Source organism: Streptomyces fodineus (assembly GCF_001735805.1).
Classification (GTDB): domain Bacteria; phylum Actinomycetota; class Actinomycetes; order Streptomycetales; family Streptomycetaceae; genus Streptomyces; species Streptomyces fodineus.
Window position 1 is genome coordinate 3973918 of sequence record NZ_CP017248.1, and the last position, 17880, is coordinate 3991797.

Genomic DNA, 17880 nt, shown 5'->3' on the forward strand with positions numbered 1-17880 from the left:
CGTCTACTTGCCGAAGTACGCGTCGTAGATGGTGATCTCGGACGTGTTGCCCTTCTTGTCGGTGATCTGGCAGCGGAAGGAGACGGACGTGCCCTTCGCCGGGTTCCTGACGGTGATCCTGCCGTTTCGGACGGGGACCTTCTGGAAGGTCTTGCCGTCGTAGGAGACGTACACGGCCAGCGACTTCAGGTTGCCGCCCGCTGCCGCGCCCTCGACGGTGACCGGGAAGGTGACCGTCCGGCCGGCCGCGACCCGGCTGTCCAGGCCGGTGGTGAGGCCGTAGTGCAGGACGGAGGCGGGCAGCTGGACCGGGGCGCCCGCGACGTTCCTGGAGCGGAAGGTCCAGGCCGCGTCGATCCGCGAGGAGGCCTCGGCCACCTTCGCCGAGCGCTTGACCGAGGTGGTCAGCTTGTACGCGGCGTCACCGGCCGGAACCTTGAAGGTGGCCTCGCCGAACAGCGGGTCCTCGTTGGTGCCGATCTTCGTGCCGTCGCGGTACAGGGTCGTGTTCACCGAGGCGAACTCCGAGGATCCGGCGTGCTCAGCGGAGTCGGCGAACAGCGGCAGCGAACCGTAGATGTCGTCGCCGGTGCGGTACAGGCCGAAGTCCTTGTTGACGTGCGGTCCGAAGACCGCGGTGTTGACCGTCTTGGTGTAGGTCCTGCCGGCCTTGAAGGTGGACTCGCCGAGCGAGTACCCGGCGTCGGCGGTCGGGAAGCCGTCCTGGTCGCGCCCGCCGTACTGGGTGAACTGCAGGTCCCAGAGGACCCCGCCGACGGTGGACACGTGCACGGTGCGGGTGCCGGGCAGCTTCTGCGGAATGTCGATCGAGGAGGCGCCGACGCTGCCGGGCAGCCAGCCGGCGGCACTGACCGAGCCGGTCTTGCCGCTCGCGGCGGCACCCAGCCGGGCCTTGACGGTGGCCAGCTCGCTCGCCTTCCAGTGCCTGGTGTAGCCGGTGGCGAGCTGCCTGACCGGGCCGCCGGCGGTGACGTCGTACTCCTCGCTGCCGCCCTTGGTCCAGTGGCCGTCCCACTGCTGGAACAGCCGGCCGACGGGCAGCCGCGGCCCCAGGTGGGCCGTGCGGAAGTTCTTGTACGAGTCCAGGAACCAGCTGTAGCCGTACTCGTTGCCTCCGACGGTGAGGGAGTACCCCGGCGAGGCGAACTGGGACGTCACGCCCGGGGCCGGGACGGTGATGTCCACCGGCTTGGCCTTGCGTGCGTCGATCGTGACCGTCTGCCTCCCGGCGACGGTCAGCTTGGGCTGGGCGATCCAGTCGAGGCCCTTGCCCGCGTCGTCCGGGTCCACGCTCACGGAGGAGTTGAGGATGTACGTGCCCTTGGGCACGCGCGCCTTCACCGTGCCGGACGGGTCGTACGGGCTCAGCTCGGTGCCGTTGGCCAGACCGGAGAGGCCGCTGAGGTCGGCGTTGTAGTTCTTGGCCGGCTTGCCGTCACGGCCGATGACCTTCAGCGTGATGTCGTACGACTCCACCTCGCGCTGCACCGCGGCGGCCGTGCGGACCGTCTGGCCGTCGGCGGTCGCCGTGACGTACGCGGAGTAGGCGCCGTCGAGGGTGCCGCCCAGCTTGGTGTCGGCGGTGAGGCCGACGGAGGCCTTGCCGTGCGCCGGGACGGTCAGCTTGGCCGCGCCCAGCTTGAAGAAGCCCGCCGGGGCCGCGTGGCCCTTGGGGTCGAGGGCGGTGCTGCTCAGGCTGAGCGTGACGTCCTTGTCGGCGAGGTTGCGGTACGTCACCTTCTTGGTGACCGGCTTGTCGTCGGTGTGCGGCCACTGCTGCATACCGAAGTTCACCGAGACCGGGTCGGCGATCACGGACTGCCTGATGGCCTTGTCCACCGCGATACGGCCCGAACCCTGCTGGTACGGCGTGTAGTTGCCGCCCTTGGCCGAACCGGTGAGCGCGCCCTTCAGCTCGGCGTAGCCCCAGTCGGGGTGCTCCTGCTTCAGGATCGCGGCGGCGCCCGCGACATGCGGGGTGGCCATCGAGGTACCGGAGATGGTCAGGTAGCCCTCGGGCTTCTCGCCGACCTCCTTGTCGATGACGCTGCCCTTGGCCGCGGCGGCGGTGATGTCCACACCGGGCGCGGTGACGTCCGGCTTGATGGCGTAGTCGCCGAGGCGCGGGCCGGTGGAGGAGAAGTCGGCGAGCCTGTCCTTCTTGTCGACGGCGCCGACGGTGAGCGCGGCGTCCGCGCTGCCCGGCGAACCGATCGACTGGGGGCCGTCGTTGCCCGCGGCGATCGCGAACAGGATGCCCTTGGCGGCGGAGAGCTTGTCGACCTCGGCCTCGAGCGGGTCGATGCCGGGGCTGTCGGCGCCGCCGAGGCTGAGGTTGACCACGGAGGCGCCCTGTGCGGCCGCCCACTCCATGCCGGCGAGGATGCCGGAGTCGTCACCGGAGCCGGTGTCGTCCAGGACCTTGCCGTTGAGGATCTCGGCGTCCGGGGCGACACCCTTGTACTTGCCGCCCGATGCGGCGCCGGTGCCCGCCACGATGGAGGCGACGTGGGTGCCGTGCCCGTAGTGGTCGGTGGCGTCGGCGGCGCCGGAGAAGTTCCTGGCCGCGATCACCTGGTCCTTGAGGTCCGGGTGGCTGGCGTCCACACCGGTGTCCAGGACGGCGACCTTCACGCCCTTGCCGGTGTAGCCGGCCTTCCAGGCTACCGGGGCACCGATCTGCGGCACGGACTTGTCGAGGGAGGCCTTGCGGACCCCGTCGAGCCAGACGTGCGCGATGCCGGCGGCGGCCTGGCCGTCCTTGGTGACGGCGTGCCACAGCCCGGCGGTGTCCTTGACCGGCGTCTGCACGGCGTCGGCGTCGAGGACGCTCAGGCTGCGGCGCACATGGGCCACGTCCCGGACGTCCGCCTTGGCGGAAGCGGCGGAGCCGCTGTAGCCGACGATGACCTTCAGGCCGTCCCTCTGGGACCGGCGGGTGGCGGCCTTGTTCAGCTCGGTGATGTCGAACAGGCGCTGGTCCAGCTTGCCGGAGGCCACCAGAGGGGCCGCGTCGACCGGGATGACCAGCGTGTGGCCCTCGGTCTTGCGGACCTGGAAGGGTACGTGCTCGCGGCCCTTGGCCCGCTGGAGGCCGACGATCCGGCCCTTGGCGTCGAGGGCGACGCGGTCACCGGTGATGAGCGTGACATGGGTCTTCGCGGTGAGCGCGGAGGCGGCGGCCGGGATGCTCGCCGTGGGCTTCGCCGACGCCGGGCTGGTCATACCCGCTGCGAGGGCGACGGCCGCGGCCGTGGCCACACTGGCCGCGGCCGCGCTTTTCACTTGTCTGCGCAAGTTCTCCCCCTGGAGATGGAGTACCGGGCGAATTCCCCGTTCACCCGGCCAGGGGCGGTCTCGTACACACGCACGCCACCCCCCGGGTCTCGCAGTATGCCGGGGGGCGATCAGACGACTCAATAGACGAGAGGAGGGTAAGAAAAAGCGACGGAAAACTGTTACCCCGTGGGCGGGACACCGTTACAGAACCGCGAAGTGACGTGTGGGCAAGCGGTGTTGTATGCGGTGTGGTGTGCCCTCAGGCGCCGGCGCTCTCCCTTACCGTGATCTTTCCCTTGCGGATGGTGGCGACGCGCGGGGCCTTCTTGGCGATCACGGAGTCGTGGGTGACCATGATGAAGGTCAGCCCGTGTTCTGCTGCTGCCCGCCGGACATTTCGCCGGGGAGATGACCGAGGCGTTCACCGAGGCCGACGGACTTCAGCGCGTCGGCCGCGAGTTCGCGGCGTTCCTTGACCTTGATACCGAGGGGGACGAGGGCCGTCTCCACGTTCTCCTCACTGAGCCTGGCCAGGTCGATGCCATCCAGGACGACTTCGCCGGTGGTGGGGCGGTCCAGGCCGCCGAGCATCTGCAGGAGGGTGGACTTTCCGCCACCGGTGGGGCCCTGGATGACGAGTCTGTCTCCGTCGCCGATGGTGAGGTCGACTCCGTCGAGGGCGTGGACGGTGTCCCGCCGGAATCCGCCCTCACCCCCGCTCTGCAGGAACTGGCCGCGCGTGAACCGGCCGCTGACCTTGAACACGTTGAGGCTGAGCCCGCCGACGGCGGTCGAGACGCCCTGCTGGCCGGCGACCTTGCCGACGGTCGAGGAGGACAGGGTGGTGAAGCCCTGCACCATGACCCGGTCGCTGCTCTGGGTCGACTTGTCGTCATTTCCGCGCGCGTCGAACCGGAAGCGGGGCCGTCGGACCGTGACGGCACCCTAAGGCGGGCATAAGAGGTGGATGAGAAGGTGGCGGCGCGGCCCGTGAAGGGCCTGAAAACGCCGGTGCCGCCCTCGAAGGGCGGCACCGGGACGCTGTGGACGGAGCCGTCAGACGGCCGAACCGGCCTTCCACTGGGCCCAGTCCATGTTCCAGCCGTTGAGGCCGTTGTCCGGCGAGACCGTCCTGTCGCCGGTGTTCTGGACGACCACCACGTCACCGACCAGGGAGTGGCTGTAGAACCAGGCGGCCGGGGTGCTCGAGTCGCCGGCGCCCTTGACGTCCTGCAGGCCGACACAGCCGTGGCTGGTGTTGACGTTGCCGAAGACGGACGGCGCGCCCCAGTAGTTGCCGTGGATGAAGGTGCCGGAGGTGGTCAGGCGCATGGCGTGCGGCACGTCCTTGATGTCGTACTCGCCCTTGCCGTCGGAGTCCTTGAAGCCGACCGTCGCGCCGTTCATCCGGGTCTGGGTGAACTTCTCGGAGATCACCATCTGGCCCTGGTACGTGGTGTGGTCGGGGGCACCGGCGGAGATCGGGATGGTCTTGACGACCTTGCCGTCCTGCGTGACCTTCATCTGCTTGGTCTTCGCGTCGACGTACGAGACCTGGTTGCGGCCGATGTGGAAGGTGACCGTCTTCTGCTGGACGCCGTGGACGCCGGGGGCGCCCTCGACGCCGTCGAGCGCCAGCTTCACCGTGACGGTGGCGCCCTCCTTCCAGTACTGCTCCGGGCGGCAGTCCATCCGGTTGGCGTTGAACCAGTGGCAGGCGACCTCCTGGCCGCTGGTGGAGGTGACCGTGATGCCCTTCTGCACGGCCGCCTTGTTGGTGATCGCCTTGTCGAAGTTGACCGAGACGGGCATGCCGACACCGACCGTGGAGCCGTCCTCCGGGGTGAAGGTGCCGATGAAGCTGTTGGCCGGGGAGACCGTGGTGAACGAGGCGTTCTCGTGGGCTATACGGCCCTTGGAGTCCTTGGCCTCCGCGGCGACCTTGTACGTGGTGGAGCGGTCCAGCTGGGCGCTGGGCTTCCAGCTCGTCCTGTCGGCGGAGAGCTGACCGGCGACGGCCTTGCCGTCCTGGGTGGTCATCGTGACGCCGGTGAGCGTGCCCTTGCTGACCGTGACGGCGGAGTTGTTGATCGACGCGTTGTCGGAGCCGTCCTTCGGCGTGATCGTGATCTGCGCCTCGGAGGACTTCTTCGCCGCCGCCGCGTCGGCCTGGGCCTGTGAGGATTCGCCCTTGTCGGAGGACTTGGTGTTGCCGCCGCCGGAACAGCCCGTGAGGGCCAGGACACCGCCGAGCAGAGCGGACGCGGCCATCAGGCCCTTGCGCCGCTTACTGTCCGTCATCACACGCTTCTCCATCGCTGCCGAGTCGCCGAAAACCCCAGAGTTCCCCGTCAAGAACGTTCAACGCTACGGCCGTGTCGCCCCGTTCCCCATCCCGTGGATCTGTGGGGCACGCCACGTCCACCGGGCACGGCTGGTGCCGGAGGTGCGGGAATCGGTCCGTGCGTTCCCTGGAGACGACGAAACCCCGGACGGCGGTTGCCGTCCGGGGCCGAAGGCCTGTCCCGGGACGCTCAGCCTGTGCCGTCCTCTTCTTCGTCGTCCTCCCCATCATCCTCATCCAGGTCCCAGTCCGGCGAGTCCGGGTCGTAGTCGATCCGCTCACTCGACCAGGACGCCTGCTGCAGCTCCACCCCGGGCACCTCGCTGACCAGGTCGAACGGGTCCACGAGGTAGGCGAGGGCCTCCGCGGTGTCTTCCGTCACAGCGGCCTCGGCCTGGGCCCGCTCCGCCTGCGGCACCTCCGGGTCCCGCGCGAGCCGGCGCAGCGCGGCCTTGGTCACCTCGTCCTCGTTGTGCACCTCGAGGACCAGCTCCACCCGAAGCCGTACAAAACGTGATGTCTCTTCAGCGCTCATGGCGCGAGCGTACGGCCGAAACCTCCTGTGACTTTCCTGTGACCCGCGCCTTTCACTAACATCGCTTCCCACGGCCAATTCGCCAGCGTCACAAGGGGATCGATATTCCGTGTCATCCGCTCGCCGTCCGCTGCTGACCGCCACCGCCGCGGCCACCTTGCTGTGTGCACTGTGGTTCGTCCCGTCCGCGAACGCGTCGCAGGACTCCACGGCGAGAGCGAGTTCGGCACAGTCCTCGACGACGCAGGTCACCGAGCAGGCCAGGGCGGTGTCCCAGGCGACCGCGGAGACCGCGCGGGAAGCCGCGGAGGACACCGAACTCGCCGACACCGGAAGCCTGGACACCACGCCGTACGTGGTCGGCGGCACCCTCTTCCTCGGTGTGGGCGCCGGGTTCGTGGTCTATTCGGTGCGCCGCGAACGCATGGGCTTTTAATTTCCCTTGACGAGCCTTTGACGGCCCGCACATAGTGCGCCCATGAAGAGATCATCGGGCGTGCGGCTGTACGCCACCACGGTGGTGGGTGTGCTGTCGCTCGCCCTTGTCACGGGCTGCTCCGACGGGGATGCGAAGGGCTCGGCCGCGGCCGTGAAGGCGCCGAGCGCCGCGGAGTTGAAGAAGCTGATCATCGCCGAGGGCGAGGTGCCCGGGTTCAAGGTGGCACCGGTGCCGGCCGGCCGTGCCAAGCCGATCACGACCGACAGCGCGGCGTGCCGGCCGCTGGCCCGCGTGATGAGCGGGCTCCCGCCGCTCGACGCGGCGGCCAGGACCGACCGTATGGCCATGGAGAACCAGAAGAAGGCCCCCTCGGACAAGCCGACCTCCCTGGACGACCTCGCCAAGGGGAAGTTCGCGGAGGCGATGCACAAGTCCCTGGACCGGGACGTCACCACGGTCACCCTGGCCTCGTACGACGGCGACGGCGCCCACAAGGCCCTGGAGTCGGTCCGCACCGCCGTGCCCGCCTGCACGAACGGCTTCTCCGCGGTACAGGCGGGCACGAAGATGAGGTTCACCGAGGTCGCCGAGGAGCAGGCCACGGCCCGGGGGGACGGGTTGGTGGCGTTCGCCGCGACCACGAACACCGGCGACGGGGACCCGGCGCCCGTCCACGCCGAGGTCGTCCGGGCCGGGAGCACCCTGGCGGTCTACTTCACGACGAACCTGGGCGCGATGATGGACAAGAAGACGTACGCGGTCTCGCCGCAGGTCGTCAAGGCCCAGCAGGCCAAGCTGAAGTGACATGACGAAAGGGGGCCCGGTACGGCGACCGGGCCCCCTTCTCCGTGCTTTCGGTGCCTTACCGCAGCGGGCCGGTGACCGACTCCGCCGCGGCGAGGAGGTGGCCCTCGCGCACGAACGCGTCGGCGGCGGCCAGGTCGGGCGCCAGGAACCGGTCCGGGCCCGCGCCCCGCACACCGGCGGCGCGCGCGGCCTCGATGACGGCCTGGGAGGCCGGCGCCGGGGTGAGGCCCTCGCGCAGCTCTATGGCGCGGGTGGCGGCGTACAGTTCGATGGCGATGATCCGGGTGAGGTTGCCGACGGCGGTGCGCAGCTTGCGCGCGGCCGACCAGCCCATGGACACATGGTCCTCCTGCATGGCGGAGGACGGGATGGAGTCCGCGGACGCGGGTACGGCGAGCCGCTTCATCTCGCTGACCAGGGCGGCCTGCGTGTACTGGGCGATCATCAGGCCGGAGTCGACACCCGCGTCGTCGGCGAGGAACGGCGGCAGCCCGTGGCTGCGGTTCTTGTCCAGCAGCCGGTCGGTGCGGCGTTCGGCGATGGAGCCGAGGTCGGCGGCGGCGACGGCGAGGAAGTCCAGGACGTAGGCGACCGGAGCGCCGTGGAAGTTGCCGTTGGACTCCACGCGGCCGTCGGGCAGCACGACCGGGTTGTCGACGGCGGAGGCCAGTTCGCGCTCGGCGACCAGGCGGGCGTGCGCGACGGTGTCCCGGCCGGCGCCGGCGACCTGCGGGGCGCAGCGCACCGAGTAGGCGTCCTGGACGCGGGGGGCGTCGTCCTGGTGGTGCCCGGTCAGGCCGGAACCTTTCAGCACGGCGAGCATGTTGGCGGCGGAGGCGATCTGCCCCGGATGCGGGCGGATGGCATGCAGCTCGGGCGCGAGCACCTTGTCCGTGCCGAGCAGCGCCTCCAGGCTGAGGGCGGCGGTGATGTCGGCGGACTTGTAGAGGGCGTCGAGGTCGGCGAGGGCCATGATCAGCATGCCGAGCATGCCGTCGGTGCCGTTGAGGAGGGCGAGGCCCTCCTTCTCGCGCAGCTCGACCGGCTTGATGCCGTGCGCGGCGAGCAGTTCACCGGCGGGCCGGACGACCCCGTCGGGTCCTTCCGCGTCCCCCTCGCCCATGAGGGTCAGGGCACAGTGGGACAGCGGCGCGAGGTCGCCGGAGCAGCCGAGGGAGCCGTACTCGTGCACGACCGGGGTGATCCCGGCGTTCAGCACGTCGGCCATGGTCTGCGCGACCTCGGGCCGCACGCCCGTGTGTCCCGAGCAGACGGTCTTCAGCCGCAGGAACATCAGGGCCCGTACGACCTCCCGCTCCACCCGCGGCCCCATGCCGGCGGCGTGCGAGCGGACGATGTTGCGCTGCAGCTGGGCGCGCAGTTCCTGGCTGATGTGCCGGGTCGCCAGGGCGCCGAAGCCGGTCGAGACGCCGTAGACCGGTTCCGGCTTGGCCGCCAGCGCGTCCACGATCTCGCGGGCCGCCGCGAGGGCCGCCACCGCCTCCGCCGACAGCTCGATGCGGGCGCCGCCGCGCGCCACGGCGAGAACGTCGGACGCCGTGACACCGGACGTCCCCACCACCACAGTGTGCATATCCATATTCAGGAGCGTACGCACTGAATGCAGAGATGTCACTAGTGGGGAACGGGAGTGCCCCTTACCGATCCGTGTGGGCTTCGCCTCATACGACTGCGCCGCATACGGCTGCGGCACATACGGCTTCGCTCACGGCCGGCGCCCGCGGAACCGGCGCCGCTCGGCAGGGGCCAGATGCGGCGGCTCGTCGGCCAGCCGTACGACCGGATCCTCCGGCCCCTCCCGGCCCGCCACCACCGGCCGGTCCGCGTGCAGCGCCTTGGCCCGGTACTGGGCGGCGTCGGCGAGCCGGAACAGCCGCCGGGCGTCGTGCACCTCCCCGATCGGGTCCTCGGTCGAGGCGACCCCGCACGCCACGCCTTCCCCCAGCTCCAACTCCCCTGCCCGGCGGCAGAGTTCGTCGGCGGACTTGACGACGTCGTCGGCGGGCGGACCGGCGGCCAGCAGACAGAACTCGTCCCCGCCGAGCCGCGCGACCAGCGCGCCCGGCACCATCGCGCCGCACAGCGACAGCACCGAGCCGAAGCGCTCCAGCAGCCGGTCGCCGACGGCGTGCCCGAGGGTGTCGTTGACCCGCTTCAGCCCGTTGAGATCGCACACGACGAGGCTGACGACCAGGCCGTCCCTGCGGTGCCGCTCGACGGCCTCCTCCAGACGTACGTCCACGGCACGGCGGTTGGCGAGTCCGGTGAGGGCGTCGGTGTACGCGAGCCGGCGGGCCTCCTCCAGCCGCTCGGTCTGCGCGAGGCCCGCGGCGACGACGGCGGCCAGCACGGTGGCGAAGTCGGCGTCGGCTCGGGCGAACACGGGGGCCCTGACGGCCCGGGCGACGTACAACTCGCCCCAGGCCCTGCCGTGCAGCACGACCGGCGCGACGACACAGCAGCCCCGGCCCCGGCGGCGCAGGGCGGCGACCCGCTGGTGGAAATAGCCCGGGGTGCCGGCGGCGGTCCCCTCGGCGGTCTCCACCCAGGCGTTGGGCCCGCCCCCGCCGGCCCACCGCTCGTGCAGGAACTCGGTGATCTCCGGGAACTGGTGCACCGGATAGGCCTCGGACTCGGGGAACTCCTCCTCGTCCGGGCGCCTGTCCCCCACGTTCACAAGGACCCGCAGCCGCCCGAGCTCGCGCTCCCACACCGACAGCGCGGCGAAGCTGCCGTCCAGCGCCCGGCAGGCGCCGAGCGCGGCGGCCCGCCAGGTGCCCCGCGGGGTGTGGGCTGCCGCCATGCCCTGCGCCAGCGCCACGACTGCGGCCAGCCGCCTGTCCTCGCCCATTACTCCAGGTTAGGGATGAATTGCGGGATTCGGGACATTGGCGGCGCGATCAGGTGGGGTGTGCGGCCACCGGCCCGGGGCTGCGGGCCGTTGCCGGGTGCGAGTGCGCGCTCCGCGCGCCTTCGGGGCACAGGCCCGCCTACTCCCCCGGCCACTGAGGCTTGCGCTTCTCGTTGAAGGCCGCCACTCCCTCCGCCCGGTCGCCCGAGAACGCCACCGTGCGCCACGCCGCGTCCTCGACCTCGAGGCCCGCCCGCAGGTCCAGCCCCTGCCCGAGGCGCAGTGCGCGCTTGGCGGCCCGCAGGCCGACCGGGGAGTTGCCGGCGATGCGGGCGGCCAGCTCCAGCGCCTCCTCGCGGTCCCGGCCCTCGTCCACGACCCGGTCCAGCAGCCCCAGCGCGGCCGCCTCCGCCGCCTCCACGCGCCGCGCCGAGAAGATCAGCTCGGCCGCGCGCGCCGCCCCGACCCGCCGCGGCAGCAGCTGCGTACCGCCGCCGCCCGGGATCACGCCCACGGACACCTCCGGCAGCCCCACCACCGCCGTACGGTCGGCCACGATCAGGTCGCAGGACAGGGCCAGTTCGAAACCGCCGCCCAGCGCGAAACCGTGCACCGCCGCGATCGTCGGCATCGGCAGCTCCAGCACCCCGGTGTACGCCCCGCGCGTCACCGGCCGTTGCCGCAGCAGATCCGCGTCGCTGAAGGAGTTCCGCTCCTTCAGGTCCGCCCCGACGCAGAACGCCCGCTCGTGGGACGAGGTCAGCACCACCACCCGCGCGTCCCGGTCGGCGGCCAGCGCCGTGCACGCGGCGACGAGGGAGCGGGCCATCTGCGTCGAGACGGCGTTCATGGCCTTGGGCCGGTCCAGCACCAGCTCCGCGACCTGCCCGTGCCGCCGCACCAGCACGAACTCCCCGAACCGCTCCTCGCTCATGACACCCTCCGGCTCACGTGTTAACGCGGGTTAACGCACTGTCGGCCCGATCATCGCAGCCGTACCCGACCTCGGGAAAGCCCAGGGGGCTACGCCCGTTCGAGTGACATCCCGGCCGTCTCACCCCACATCGCCCACAGGAGCGCATAGCGTGCGTCCGCCACGGCGTGCCCGGGGCGCGCGGCGGGGAGGGGAACCATGTCACCGATACGTGCACAGGCCCGTACGGACGAGGGGCCGGAGCCGGCAGAGCCGGGCGAGCCGGCCGGCGTGTTCGGCGTACGGCGCGGGCGGCACCGCAAGCCGCGCCCCCGCAAGGTGCTGCTCGCCGCCGGCGGTCTCGCCCTGGCCGCGGGGGTGCTCAGCCTGGTCCGGGTCGCCTCGGACCCGGGGGTCGGCGCGCCGGGCACGGCGGAGGCCGAGCCCCGCCTCGGCGCGGGCGACGACACCAGGGGCGACGCGCCGCACACCGCCGCCACGGTCGCCGCCGACCCCACCGCACTGCCCTCGGCGACCTCCGTCATGGGCGGCACGAGCCTCGTACCGACGGCCACCGGTGCGGCCGGGCCCGCGGTGGGCCCGGCCACGCCCAGGGCACCGTCCGGCGGCACGGCCGTACCGACCGCGACCGCGCTCCCGGCCGGCCCGGCCTCCACCCCGGGCGCCACACCACGACCCTCGGCGAGCACATCCGCGCCGGGCCCGGCCCCGACGACCGCCCGGCCCGCACCGGCCACCCCGGCGCCCAGCCACAGCACGGCGGGGCCGGGCGGGGCGTGCGTGCCGGTGCTCGGCCTGTGCGTGGACGTCGGTTAGCGAGCCTTACGGTGCCACGGGTACTACGACTGGCCGTCGCGGCGGGTCAGCAGCCAGGGCTCGACCACGCCGAGTCCGCGGACCGGGCGCTGCCACATCGGCTGGAGCGCGAAGCGGTACTGCGGGGGCTCCTCGCCCTCCTTCTCGGCGGCCGCCGCGGCCTCGGCCGCCTCCGCCTCCGAGGCGGGCGCCTCGCCGGTACGGATCAGCTCCTCGGCGAAGGCGCTGTCCACCAGCACGGCGTCCCGGGGCGCTATGGAGGTCAGCCGGGAGGCCAGGTTCACCGTCGTACCGAACACATCACCCATACGAGTGGTGACCGTGCCGAACGCCATGCCGACCCGCAGCTCCGGCATCGTCTCGTCGTTCGCCAGCGTCTCCACCAGCCGCAGCGCGATGTCCGCGGCCGTGCCCGAGTCGTCCGCCGCGTACAGCACCTCGTCGCCGAGGGTCTTGATCAGCCGGCCGCCGCGCGCGGCCACCAGGTCGGCGGCGGTCGTCTCGAAGGCCTCGACCAGCTCCCCGAGCTCCTCCTCCTCCATCCGGCGGGTCAGCCGGGTGAAGCCCACCAGGTCGGCGAAGCCGACCGCCAGCCGCCGGTCGACCATCTCCTCGTCGTCCGCCGACTGCACGACCCGCCCGGCCGAGGCGGCGAGCTGGCGCCGCCACACGTACACGAGGAACTCCTCCAGCTCGGGCAGGAGCAGCTCGACGATCGGGTACGTCACCTCGGTGCGGGTCATTCCCGGCTCGGGCGGCTCGGTCAGGCCCTCCAGGAAGGAATCCATCTGCCACTCGGCCAGCCGGGCGGTGGTCTGCCCGGTGGACCGGGCCACCTGCACCGCCATGGCCTCGCTGAGCAGCCCCGCCTCGACCAGACCGGCGAGCCGGCGCAGGGCCAGTACGTCGGCCTCGGTCAGCGCCTTGGCCTGGCCGATGTCGGCAAAGCCCATGGCCCGCCAGAACCGTGACGCCAGCTCCATGGAGACACCGGCGCTGCGGGCCGCCTGGAACGGGGTGTAGCGGCGCTCGGCGCCCAGGATGAGCTGCTCGAGGCGCAGGGCCAGCGGGTCCTCGCCGAGGTCGGCGGCGTCCGCGCCCGCGCCGGAGCCCGTGTCGTCGACGGTCACGCCTGCTGCCCTTCCGATCTGCCGCGGTCACGTTTCGACCGGCCTCAACTCTACGGCAGGTGTGCGCCAGCTCACTCCGTCGGGTGTGGCCGGGGGTTCACTTCCCGGTACCGGTTGCGCTGCCCGGTGTCGCTGCCGGCCACCCCGGGGGGCTGCGCCCCCGGACCCGCGCCGGGCCAGGTCCGGGGACGCTCTCACCATGGCCGGCCGCGGCTCGCCGGCGGCTGGTCGCGCCCACGCGGCGAAGCCGCATATCGCTACAGCCCCGCGCCCCTACGCAGGCCGCAGATGCACGACGTCCCCCGCCCCCACGGGCTCCTGCACGCCGGCCTCCGTCGCGATGACCAGCCGTCCGTCCCCGTCGATCGCCACCGCCTCGCCCACGATCGACCGCTCCCCCGGCAACTCGGCCCGCACGCTGCGCCCCAGCGTCGCGCAGCCCGCCGCGTACGCCTCCTGAAGGCCGCTGACCGCAGGGTCACCGCCCGCGGCGCGCCACCGCCCGTACCAGTCCCCCAGCGACCGCAGCACCGCCTGCAGCAACGGCTCCCGGTCCGTGCTCACCGCCCCGGCCAGCGCCAGCGAGCCCGCCTGGGGCACCGGCAGTTCGTCCGCCCGCAGCGTGACGTTGATGCCGACGCCGATGACCACACCGTCCTCGCCGGCCCGTTCCGCGAGGATGCCGCCGGCCTTGCGCTCCTCTTCCCCCACCGTCACCAGCAGGTCGTTCGGCCACTTCAGGGCCGTGTCCACGCCCGCCGCCCGGGCCAGCCCGCTCGCCACGGCGACCCCCGTGAGCAGCGGCAGCCAGCCCCACCGGGCCACCGGGACCTCGGCGGGCCGCAGCAGCACGGAGAAGAACAGACCCGAGCGCGGCGGCGCCGTCCACCTGCGGTCCAGCCGGCCCTTGCCCTCCGTCTGCTCCTCGGCCACCAGCACGGCCCCCTCGGGGGCCTGCCCGGTGGCGGCCCGGGCGACCAGGTCGGAGTTGGTGGAGCCGGTGCGCTGCACCACGTCCACCTCGCGGTACAGGCTTCCCTCCCGGACCAGGGCGCGCCGCAGTCCCGCGGCGTTCAGGGGCGGGCGGTCCAGATCGGACCAGCGACTGTCATCTGATGCATTGTGCGGCGTCATGCAAGTCACCCTAGGTGTGGGAAACGCCGCACTGCCGACCCACAGGGCCAGCACTACTCTACGGATGAGTAACCGTCCCCCCTTTTGAGCAGGCAGGGAGCCGTATCCCGATGTCCGAGCCGGAAGAGATCGACATTCACACGACCGCGGGGAAGCTCGCGGATCTGCAGCGCCGTATCCACGAAGCGACGCACGCCGGCTCGGAACGCGCCGTCGAAAAGCAGCACGCCAAGGGCAAGCTGACGGCCCGTGAGCGCATCGAGCTCCTCCTCGACGAGGATTCCTTCGTCGAGCTGGACGAGTTCGCCCGCCACCGCTCCACCAACTTCGGGCTGGAGAAGAACCGTCCGTACGGGGACGGCGTGGTCACCGGCTACGGCACCGTCGACGGCCGCCCGGTCGCCGTCTTCTCCCAGGACTTCACGGTCTTCGGCGGCGCCCTCGGCGAGGTCTACGGCCAGAAGATCGTCAAGGTCATGGACTTCGCGCTGAAGACCGGCTGCCCGGTCATCGGCATCAACGACTCCGGCGGCGCCCGCATCCAGGAGGGTGTCGCCTCCCTCGGCGCCTATGGCGAGATCTTCCGCCGCAACACCCACGCCTCCGGGGTGATCCCGCAGATCAGCCTGGTCGTCGGCCCCTGCGCGGGCGGCGCGGTGTACTCCCCGGCCATCACCGACTTCACGGTCATGGTCGACCAGACCTCGCACATGTTCATCACCGGCCCGGACGTCATCAAGACCGTCACCGGCGAGGACGTCGGCTTCGAGGAGCTGGGCGGCGCCCGCACCCACAACACCGCCTCCGGCGTGGCCCACCACATGGCCGGCGACGAGAAGGACGCCATCGAGTACGTCAAGCAGCTGCTGTCGTACCTGCCGTCCAACAACCTCTCCGAGCCGCCGGTCTTCCCGGAGGAGGCGGACCTCGCCGTCAGCGACGAGGACCGTGAGCTGGACACCCTCGTCCCGGACAGCGCGAACCAGCCGTACGACATCCGCACGGTGATCGAACACATCCTGGACGACGGCGAGTTCTTCGAGACGCAGGCCCTGTTCGCGCCGAACATGGTCACCGGCTTCGGCCGGGTCGAGGGCCACCCGGTCGGTGTCGTCGCCAACCAGCCGATGCAGTTCGCCGGCTGCCTCGACATCGACGCGAGCGAGAAGGCGGCCCGCTTCGTCCGCACCTGCGACGCCTTCAACATCCCCGTGCTGACCTTCGTGGACGTGCCGGGCTTCCTGCCGGGCGTCGGCCAGGAGCACACCGGCATCATCCGCCGCGGCGCCAAGCTGATCTACGCCTACGCGGAGGCCACCGTCCCCCTCATCACGGTGATCACCCGCAAGGCCTTCGGCGGCGCGTACGACGTCATGGGCTCCAAGCACCTGGGCGCCGACCTCAACCTGGCCTGGCCGACCGCCCAGATCGCCGTCATGGGCGCCCAGGGCGCGGTCAACATCCTGCACCGCCGCACCATCGCCGAGGCGGAGTCCACCGGAAACGGCGAGGCCACGCGCGCCCGGCTGATCCAGGAGTACGAGGACACCCTCCTCAACCCCTACGTCGCGGCCGAGCGCGGCTACATCGACGCCGTGATCATGCCGTCCGACACCCGCGCCCACATCGTCCGCGGCCTGCGTCAGCTGCGTACGAAGCGGGAATCCCTGCCTCCGAAGAAGCACGGCAACATCCCCCTCTAAGGAGCCGCTGTGACGATCAGAGTCGTACGGGGCAACCCGACCCCGGAGGAGCTGGCCGCCGCCCTGGCGGTGGTCCGCGCCCGCGCCGCGGCGGCAGCGGCGACGCCGCCCGGCGCGGAGGGCCCGCGGGACGCATGGTCCGACCCGCACAGAATCGCCGGCGCCCACCTCCCCAAGCCGGGCCCGGCATCCTGGACCCGCACCTACTGGCCGAGCTGAGGGACCACCGGGTGCCGATTTGAGTACGCCTACTCAGGCATCCCCGCCCGGCCCGGCGCCACGCTGGTGGCATGCTGTGGTCAGACCCGGAAGACGAGCCGCCGAAGGACATGCGCGAAGCGCATGACATGCTCCGGCGGCTCGGCTTTCTCATGGCCCTGGCCATGGTCCTGGCGATGCTCGCCATCGGCCTGAGGTGAGCCGACCAGCACCTCACGACTAACCTGACCGCATGACTGCTACGCACCGCAGGTCGACGCGCCGCAGGCGGCTCGTGCTCGCCTCGAAGTCCCCCGCCCGGCTGGCCCTCCTCCGGCAGGCCGGCCTCGACCCCGAGGTGATCGTCAGCGGGGTCGACGAGGACGCCCTCACCGCCCCCACCCCCGCCGAGCTGGCGCTCGCGCTCGCCGAGGCGAAGGCCTCGGTCGTGGCGGCCAAGCCGGAGGTGCAGGGCGCCCTGGTGATCGGCTGTGACTCGGTGCTGGAGCTGGACGGGCAGGCCCTGGGCAAGCCCGCCGACGCCGAGGAGGCGACCGCCCGCTGGAAGTCGATGCGCGGGCGGGCCGGGACCCTCCAGACGGGGCACTGCATCTGGGACACCGAGGCCAAGCGGTATGTGTCCGGGACCGCCTCGACGGTCGTCTGTTTCGGCGAGCCCAGCGACGAGGAGATCGCGGCGTACGTGGCCTCCGGCGAACCCCTCTACGTCGCCGGCGCCTTCACCCTGGACGGCCGTTCGGCGCCGTTCATCGAGGGCATCGAGGGCGACCACGGCAATGTGATCGGCATCAGCCTGCCCCTGGTGCGCAGGCTGCTGGCCGAACTGGGCGTCGGCATCACAGAGTTGTGGTCACCGGCCGAGTGACCTGGGCGGGCACGGAGTCCTGCGGCGGCTCCTCGCCCTTCTCCGGCGGCGCGGCCGTACCGCTCCCGGGTACGGCCGCCGCATCCGCGACCGCGTTCGGCTCGGCCTCGGCCCTCGGGTCGCCGCCGTGCCCCGCGGCGCCGCCGGAGCCGGCCTCCTCCTGGCCCTCCGTGCGGTCGTACGTCATCAGGAGCAGGACGACGAGGCCGAGCACCACCATCAGGAACAAAAACGCCGTCCAGCCGACGATGCCCCAGGCGAACGCGCCCAGCAGGCCGTGGACGACCGCCACGCTGACCAGCAGGACGCGGCCGAAGCCCGCGGGGGCACGGTCGCGTATCGCGACCAGGACGGCCACCAGCGCGCACAGCGCGAAGTAGAGCCCGAAGACGACGCCGCCGATCTTCGAGGACGTCGCCATCACGGACGGGTCGAGGCCGGCCAGGGACATGTCCTGACGGTCGACGACCACGCCTAGGAACCAGTTCAGCGCCGCGATGAAGAACGCCTCCGCCAGGAGGACGATCGCCAGGACCCACGCCACCGGTCTGCGCACCACCGGTCCCCACCCACTCTCAAGCCAGCGTCGTGTTACCACAGGTACGTTCGAGCCACCATGAACGCTACTAACGGGTAAACCCCGGGACAAGGGTTCGTGCGGTAGCAAAGAATCATTGGGCCATTCGTAGGGACTCGACAAAGAAACAGAGTGGGCCGCAGCACGCTCTCACAGAGACCTTGACCACATGGGCGGGCTAGGGTTTCCGGGAGGAGCCCTGCGT

The 17880-nt window shown here is 71.5% G+C and carries 16 protein-coding genes and 1 pseudogene; 7 read left to right on the forward strand and 10 right to left on the reverse strand.

Features of this window, described 5'->3' with window-relative positions:
- Positions 1-3: 3 nt before the first annotated feature.
- The 4 genes and pseudogenes from BFF78_RS16340 to BFF78_RS16355 all read right to left on the reverse strand — a co-directional run bounded on the left by BFF78_RS16340 (position 4) and on the right by BFF78_RS16355 (position 6179).
- Complete coding sequence (locus BFF78_RS16340) at positions 4-3246, reverse strand: S8 family peptidase (RefSeq protein ID WP_069783611.1); 3243 nt, start codon at positions 3244-3246, stop codon at positions 4-6.
- Between the two features lie 313 nt (positions 3247-3559).
- Positions 3560-4026 (reverse strand): annotated as a pseudogene (locus BFF78_RS16345) (ATP-binding cassette domain-containing protein).
- A gap of 330 nt (positions 4027-4356) precedes the next feature.
- The gene (locus BFF78_RS16350) at positions 4357-5601 is read right to left on the reverse strand and encodes a L,D-transpeptidase (protein WP_193433474.1); all 1245 of its coding nucleotides are present in this window, start codon (positions 5599-5601) and stop codon (positions 4357-4359) included.
- A 233-nt stretch (positions 5602-5834) separates the two neighbouring features.
- Positions 5835-6179: a hypothetical protein gene (locus BFF78_RS16355; RefSeq protein ID WP_069779040.1), complete on the reverse strand. Its 345-nt coding sequence runs from the start codon at positions 6177-6179 to the stop codon at positions 5835-5837.
- Positions 6180-6288: 109 nt separating this feature from the next.
- On the opposite strand from BFF78_RS16355, the gene BFF78_RS16360 reads away from it, so the two are divergent.
- Together BFF78_RS16360 and BFF78_RS16365 are read left to right on the forward strand one after the other, a co-directional pair.
- Positions 6289-6615, forward strand: coding sequence for a hypothetical protein (locus tag BFF78_RS16360; RefSeq protein WP_069779041.1), 327 nt, complete (start codon positions 6289-6291; stop codon positions 6613-6615).
- A gap of 42 nt (positions 6616-6657) precedes the next feature.
- Positions 6658-7422: a hypothetical protein gene (locus BFF78_RS16365; protein ID WP_227025851.1), complete on the forward strand. Its 765-nt coding sequence runs from the start codon at positions 6658-6660 to the stop codon at positions 7420-7422.
- Between the two features lie 58 nt (positions 7423-7480).
- On the opposite strand, the gene hutH is transcribed toward BFF78_RS16365, so the two are convergent.
- From hutH to BFF78_RS16380, 3 genes are all read right to left on the reverse strand, one after another.
- Positions 7481-9019 (reverse strand): histidine ammonia-lyase, encoded by a 1539-nt coding sequence (gene hutH, locus BFF78_RS16370; RefSeq protein WP_069779043.1) that lies wholly within the window; start codon positions 9017-9019, stop codon positions 7481-7483.
- A gap of 132 nt (positions 9020-9151) precedes the next feature.
- Complete coding sequence (locus tag BFF78_RS16375) at positions 9152-10297, reverse strand: GGDEF domain-containing protein (protein ID WP_069779044.1); 1146 nt, start codon at positions 10295-10297, stop codon at positions 9152-9154.
- A 139-nt stretch (positions 10298-10436) separates the two neighbouring features.
- Positions 10437-11231, reverse strand: coding sequence for an enoyl-CoA hydratase/isomerase family protein (locus tag BFF78_RS16380; protein ID WP_069779045.1), 795 nt, complete (start codon positions 11229-11231; stop codon positions 10437-10439).
- Positions 11232-11429: 198 nt separating this feature from the next.
- Between BFF78_RS16380 and BFF78_RS16385 the strand changes: the two genes are divergently transcribed.
- Complete coding sequence (locus BFF78_RS16385) at positions 11430-12047, forward strand: hypothetical protein (protein WP_227025852.1); 618 nt, start codon at positions 11430-11432, stop codon at positions 12045-12047.
- 23 nt (positions 12048-12070) lie between these two features.
- Here the strand turns inward: BFF78_RS16385 and BFF78_RS16390 are convergent, their stop codons facing one another.
- A complete protein-coding gene (locus tag BFF78_RS16390; RefSeq protein WP_069779046.1) occupies positions 12071-13177 on the reverse strand; it encodes an adenylate/guanylate cyclase domain-containing protein in 1107 nt (368 codons plus the stop codon).
- A 273-nt stretch (positions 13178-13450) separates the two neighbouring features.
- Positions 13451-14311 carry a biotin--[acetyl-CoA-carboxylase] ligase gene (locus BFF78_RS16395; protein WP_069779047.1) on the reverse strand — a complete coding sequence of 287 codons (861 nt, stop codon included), beginning with the start codon at positions 14309-14311 and terminating at the stop codon, positions 13451-13453.
- 110 nt (positions 14312-14421) lie between these two features.
- On the opposite strand from BFF78_RS16395, the gene BFF78_RS16400 reads away from it, so the two are divergent.
- The 4 genes from BFF78_RS16400 to BFF78_RS16410 all read left to right on the forward strand — a co-directional run bounded on the left by BFF78_RS16400 (position 14422) and on the right by BFF78_RS16410 (position 17098).
- Entirely contained in the window at positions 14422-16014 is a 1593-nt protein-coding gene (locus tag BFF78_RS16400) for an acyl-CoA carboxylase subunit beta (RefSeq protein ID WP_069779048.1), read from the forward strand.
- A 9-nt stretch (positions 16015-16023) separates the two neighbouring features.
- On the forward strand, positions 16024-16233 hold the full coding sequence (locus BFF78_RS16405; protein WP_069779049.1) for an acyl-CoA carboxylase epsilon subunit: 210 nt from the start codon (positions 16024-16026) through the stop codon (positions 16231-16233).
- A 71-nt stretch (positions 16234-16304) separates the two neighbouring features.
- Positions 16305-16433: a morphogenic membrane protein MmpB gene (mmpB, locus tag BFF78_RS49350; RefSeq protein ID WP_099054880.1), complete on the forward strand. Its 129-nt coding sequence runs from the start codon at positions 16305-16307 to the stop codon at positions 16431-16433.
- A 32-nt stretch (positions 16434-16465) separates the two neighbouring features.
- Positions 16466-17098: a Maf family protein gene (locus BFF78_RS16410; protein WP_069779050.1), complete on the forward strand. Its 633-nt coding sequence runs from the start codon at positions 16466-16468 to the stop codon at positions 17096-17098.
- On the opposite strand, the gene BFF78_RS16415 is transcribed toward BFF78_RS16410, so the two are convergent.
- Positions 17070-17657 carry a hypothetical protein gene (locus tag BFF78_RS16415; protein WP_227025853.1) on the reverse strand — a complete coding sequence of 196 codons (588 nt, stop codon included), beginning with the start codon at positions 17655-17657 and terminating at the stop codon, positions 17070-17072. The two genes, BFF78_RS16410 and BFF78_RS16415, sit on opposite strands and share 29 nt — an antisense overlap.
- Between the last annotated feature and the right edge of the window lie 223 nt (positions 17658-17880).

Bases quoted from the DNA above. Each gene is read 5' to 3' on its own strand.
- BFF78_RS16355 (WP_069779040.1), bottom strand. From the start codon at position 6,179: ATGAGCGCTGAAGAGACATCACGTTTTGTACGGCTTCGGGTGGAGCTG.
- BFF78_RS16375 (WP_069779044.1), bottom strand. From the start codon at position 10,297: ATGGGCGAGGACAGGCGGCTGGCCGCAGTCGTGGCGCTGGCGCAGGGC.
- BFF78_RS16400 (WP_069779048.1), top strand. From the start codon at position 14,422: ATGTCCGAGCCGGAAGAGATCGACATTCACACGACCGCGGGGAAGCTC.
- BFF78_RS16380 (WP_069779045.1), bottom strand. From the start codon at position 11,231: ATGAGCGAGGAGCGGTTCGGGGAGTTCGTGCTGGTGCGGCGGCACGGG.
- BFF78_RS16365 (WP_227025851.1), top strand. From the start codon at position 6,658: ATGAAGAGATCATCGGGCGTGCGGCTGTACGCCACCACGGTGGTGGGT.
- mmpB (WP_099054880.1), top strand. From the start codon at position 16,305: ATGCTGTGGTCAGACCCGGAAGACGAGCCGCCGAAGGACATGCGCGAA.
- BFF78_RS16350 (WP_193433474.1), bottom strand. From the start codon at position 5,601: ATGACGGACAGTAAGCGGCGCAAGGGCCTGATGGCCGCGTCCGCTCTG.
- hutH (WP_069779043.1), bottom strand. From the start codon at position 9,019: ATGCACACTGTGGTGGTGGGGACGTCCGGTGTCACGGCGTCCGACGTT.
- BFF78_RS16340 (WP_069783611.1), bottom strand. From the start codon at position 3,246: ATGACCAGCCCGGCGTCGGCGAAGCCCACGGCGAGCATCCCGGCCGCC.
- BFF78_RS16385 (WP_227025852.1), top strand. From the start codon at position 11,430: ATGTCACCGATACGTGCACAGGCCCGTACGGACGAGGGGCCGGAGCCG.
- BFF78_RS16395 (WP_069779047.1), bottom strand. From the start codon at position 14,311: ATGACGCCGCACAATGCATCAGATGACAGTCGCTGGTCCGATCTGGAC.
- BFF78_RS16410 (WP_069779050.1), top strand. From the start codon at position 16,466: ATGACTGCTACGCACCGCAGGTCGACGCGCCGCAGGCGGCTCGTGCTC.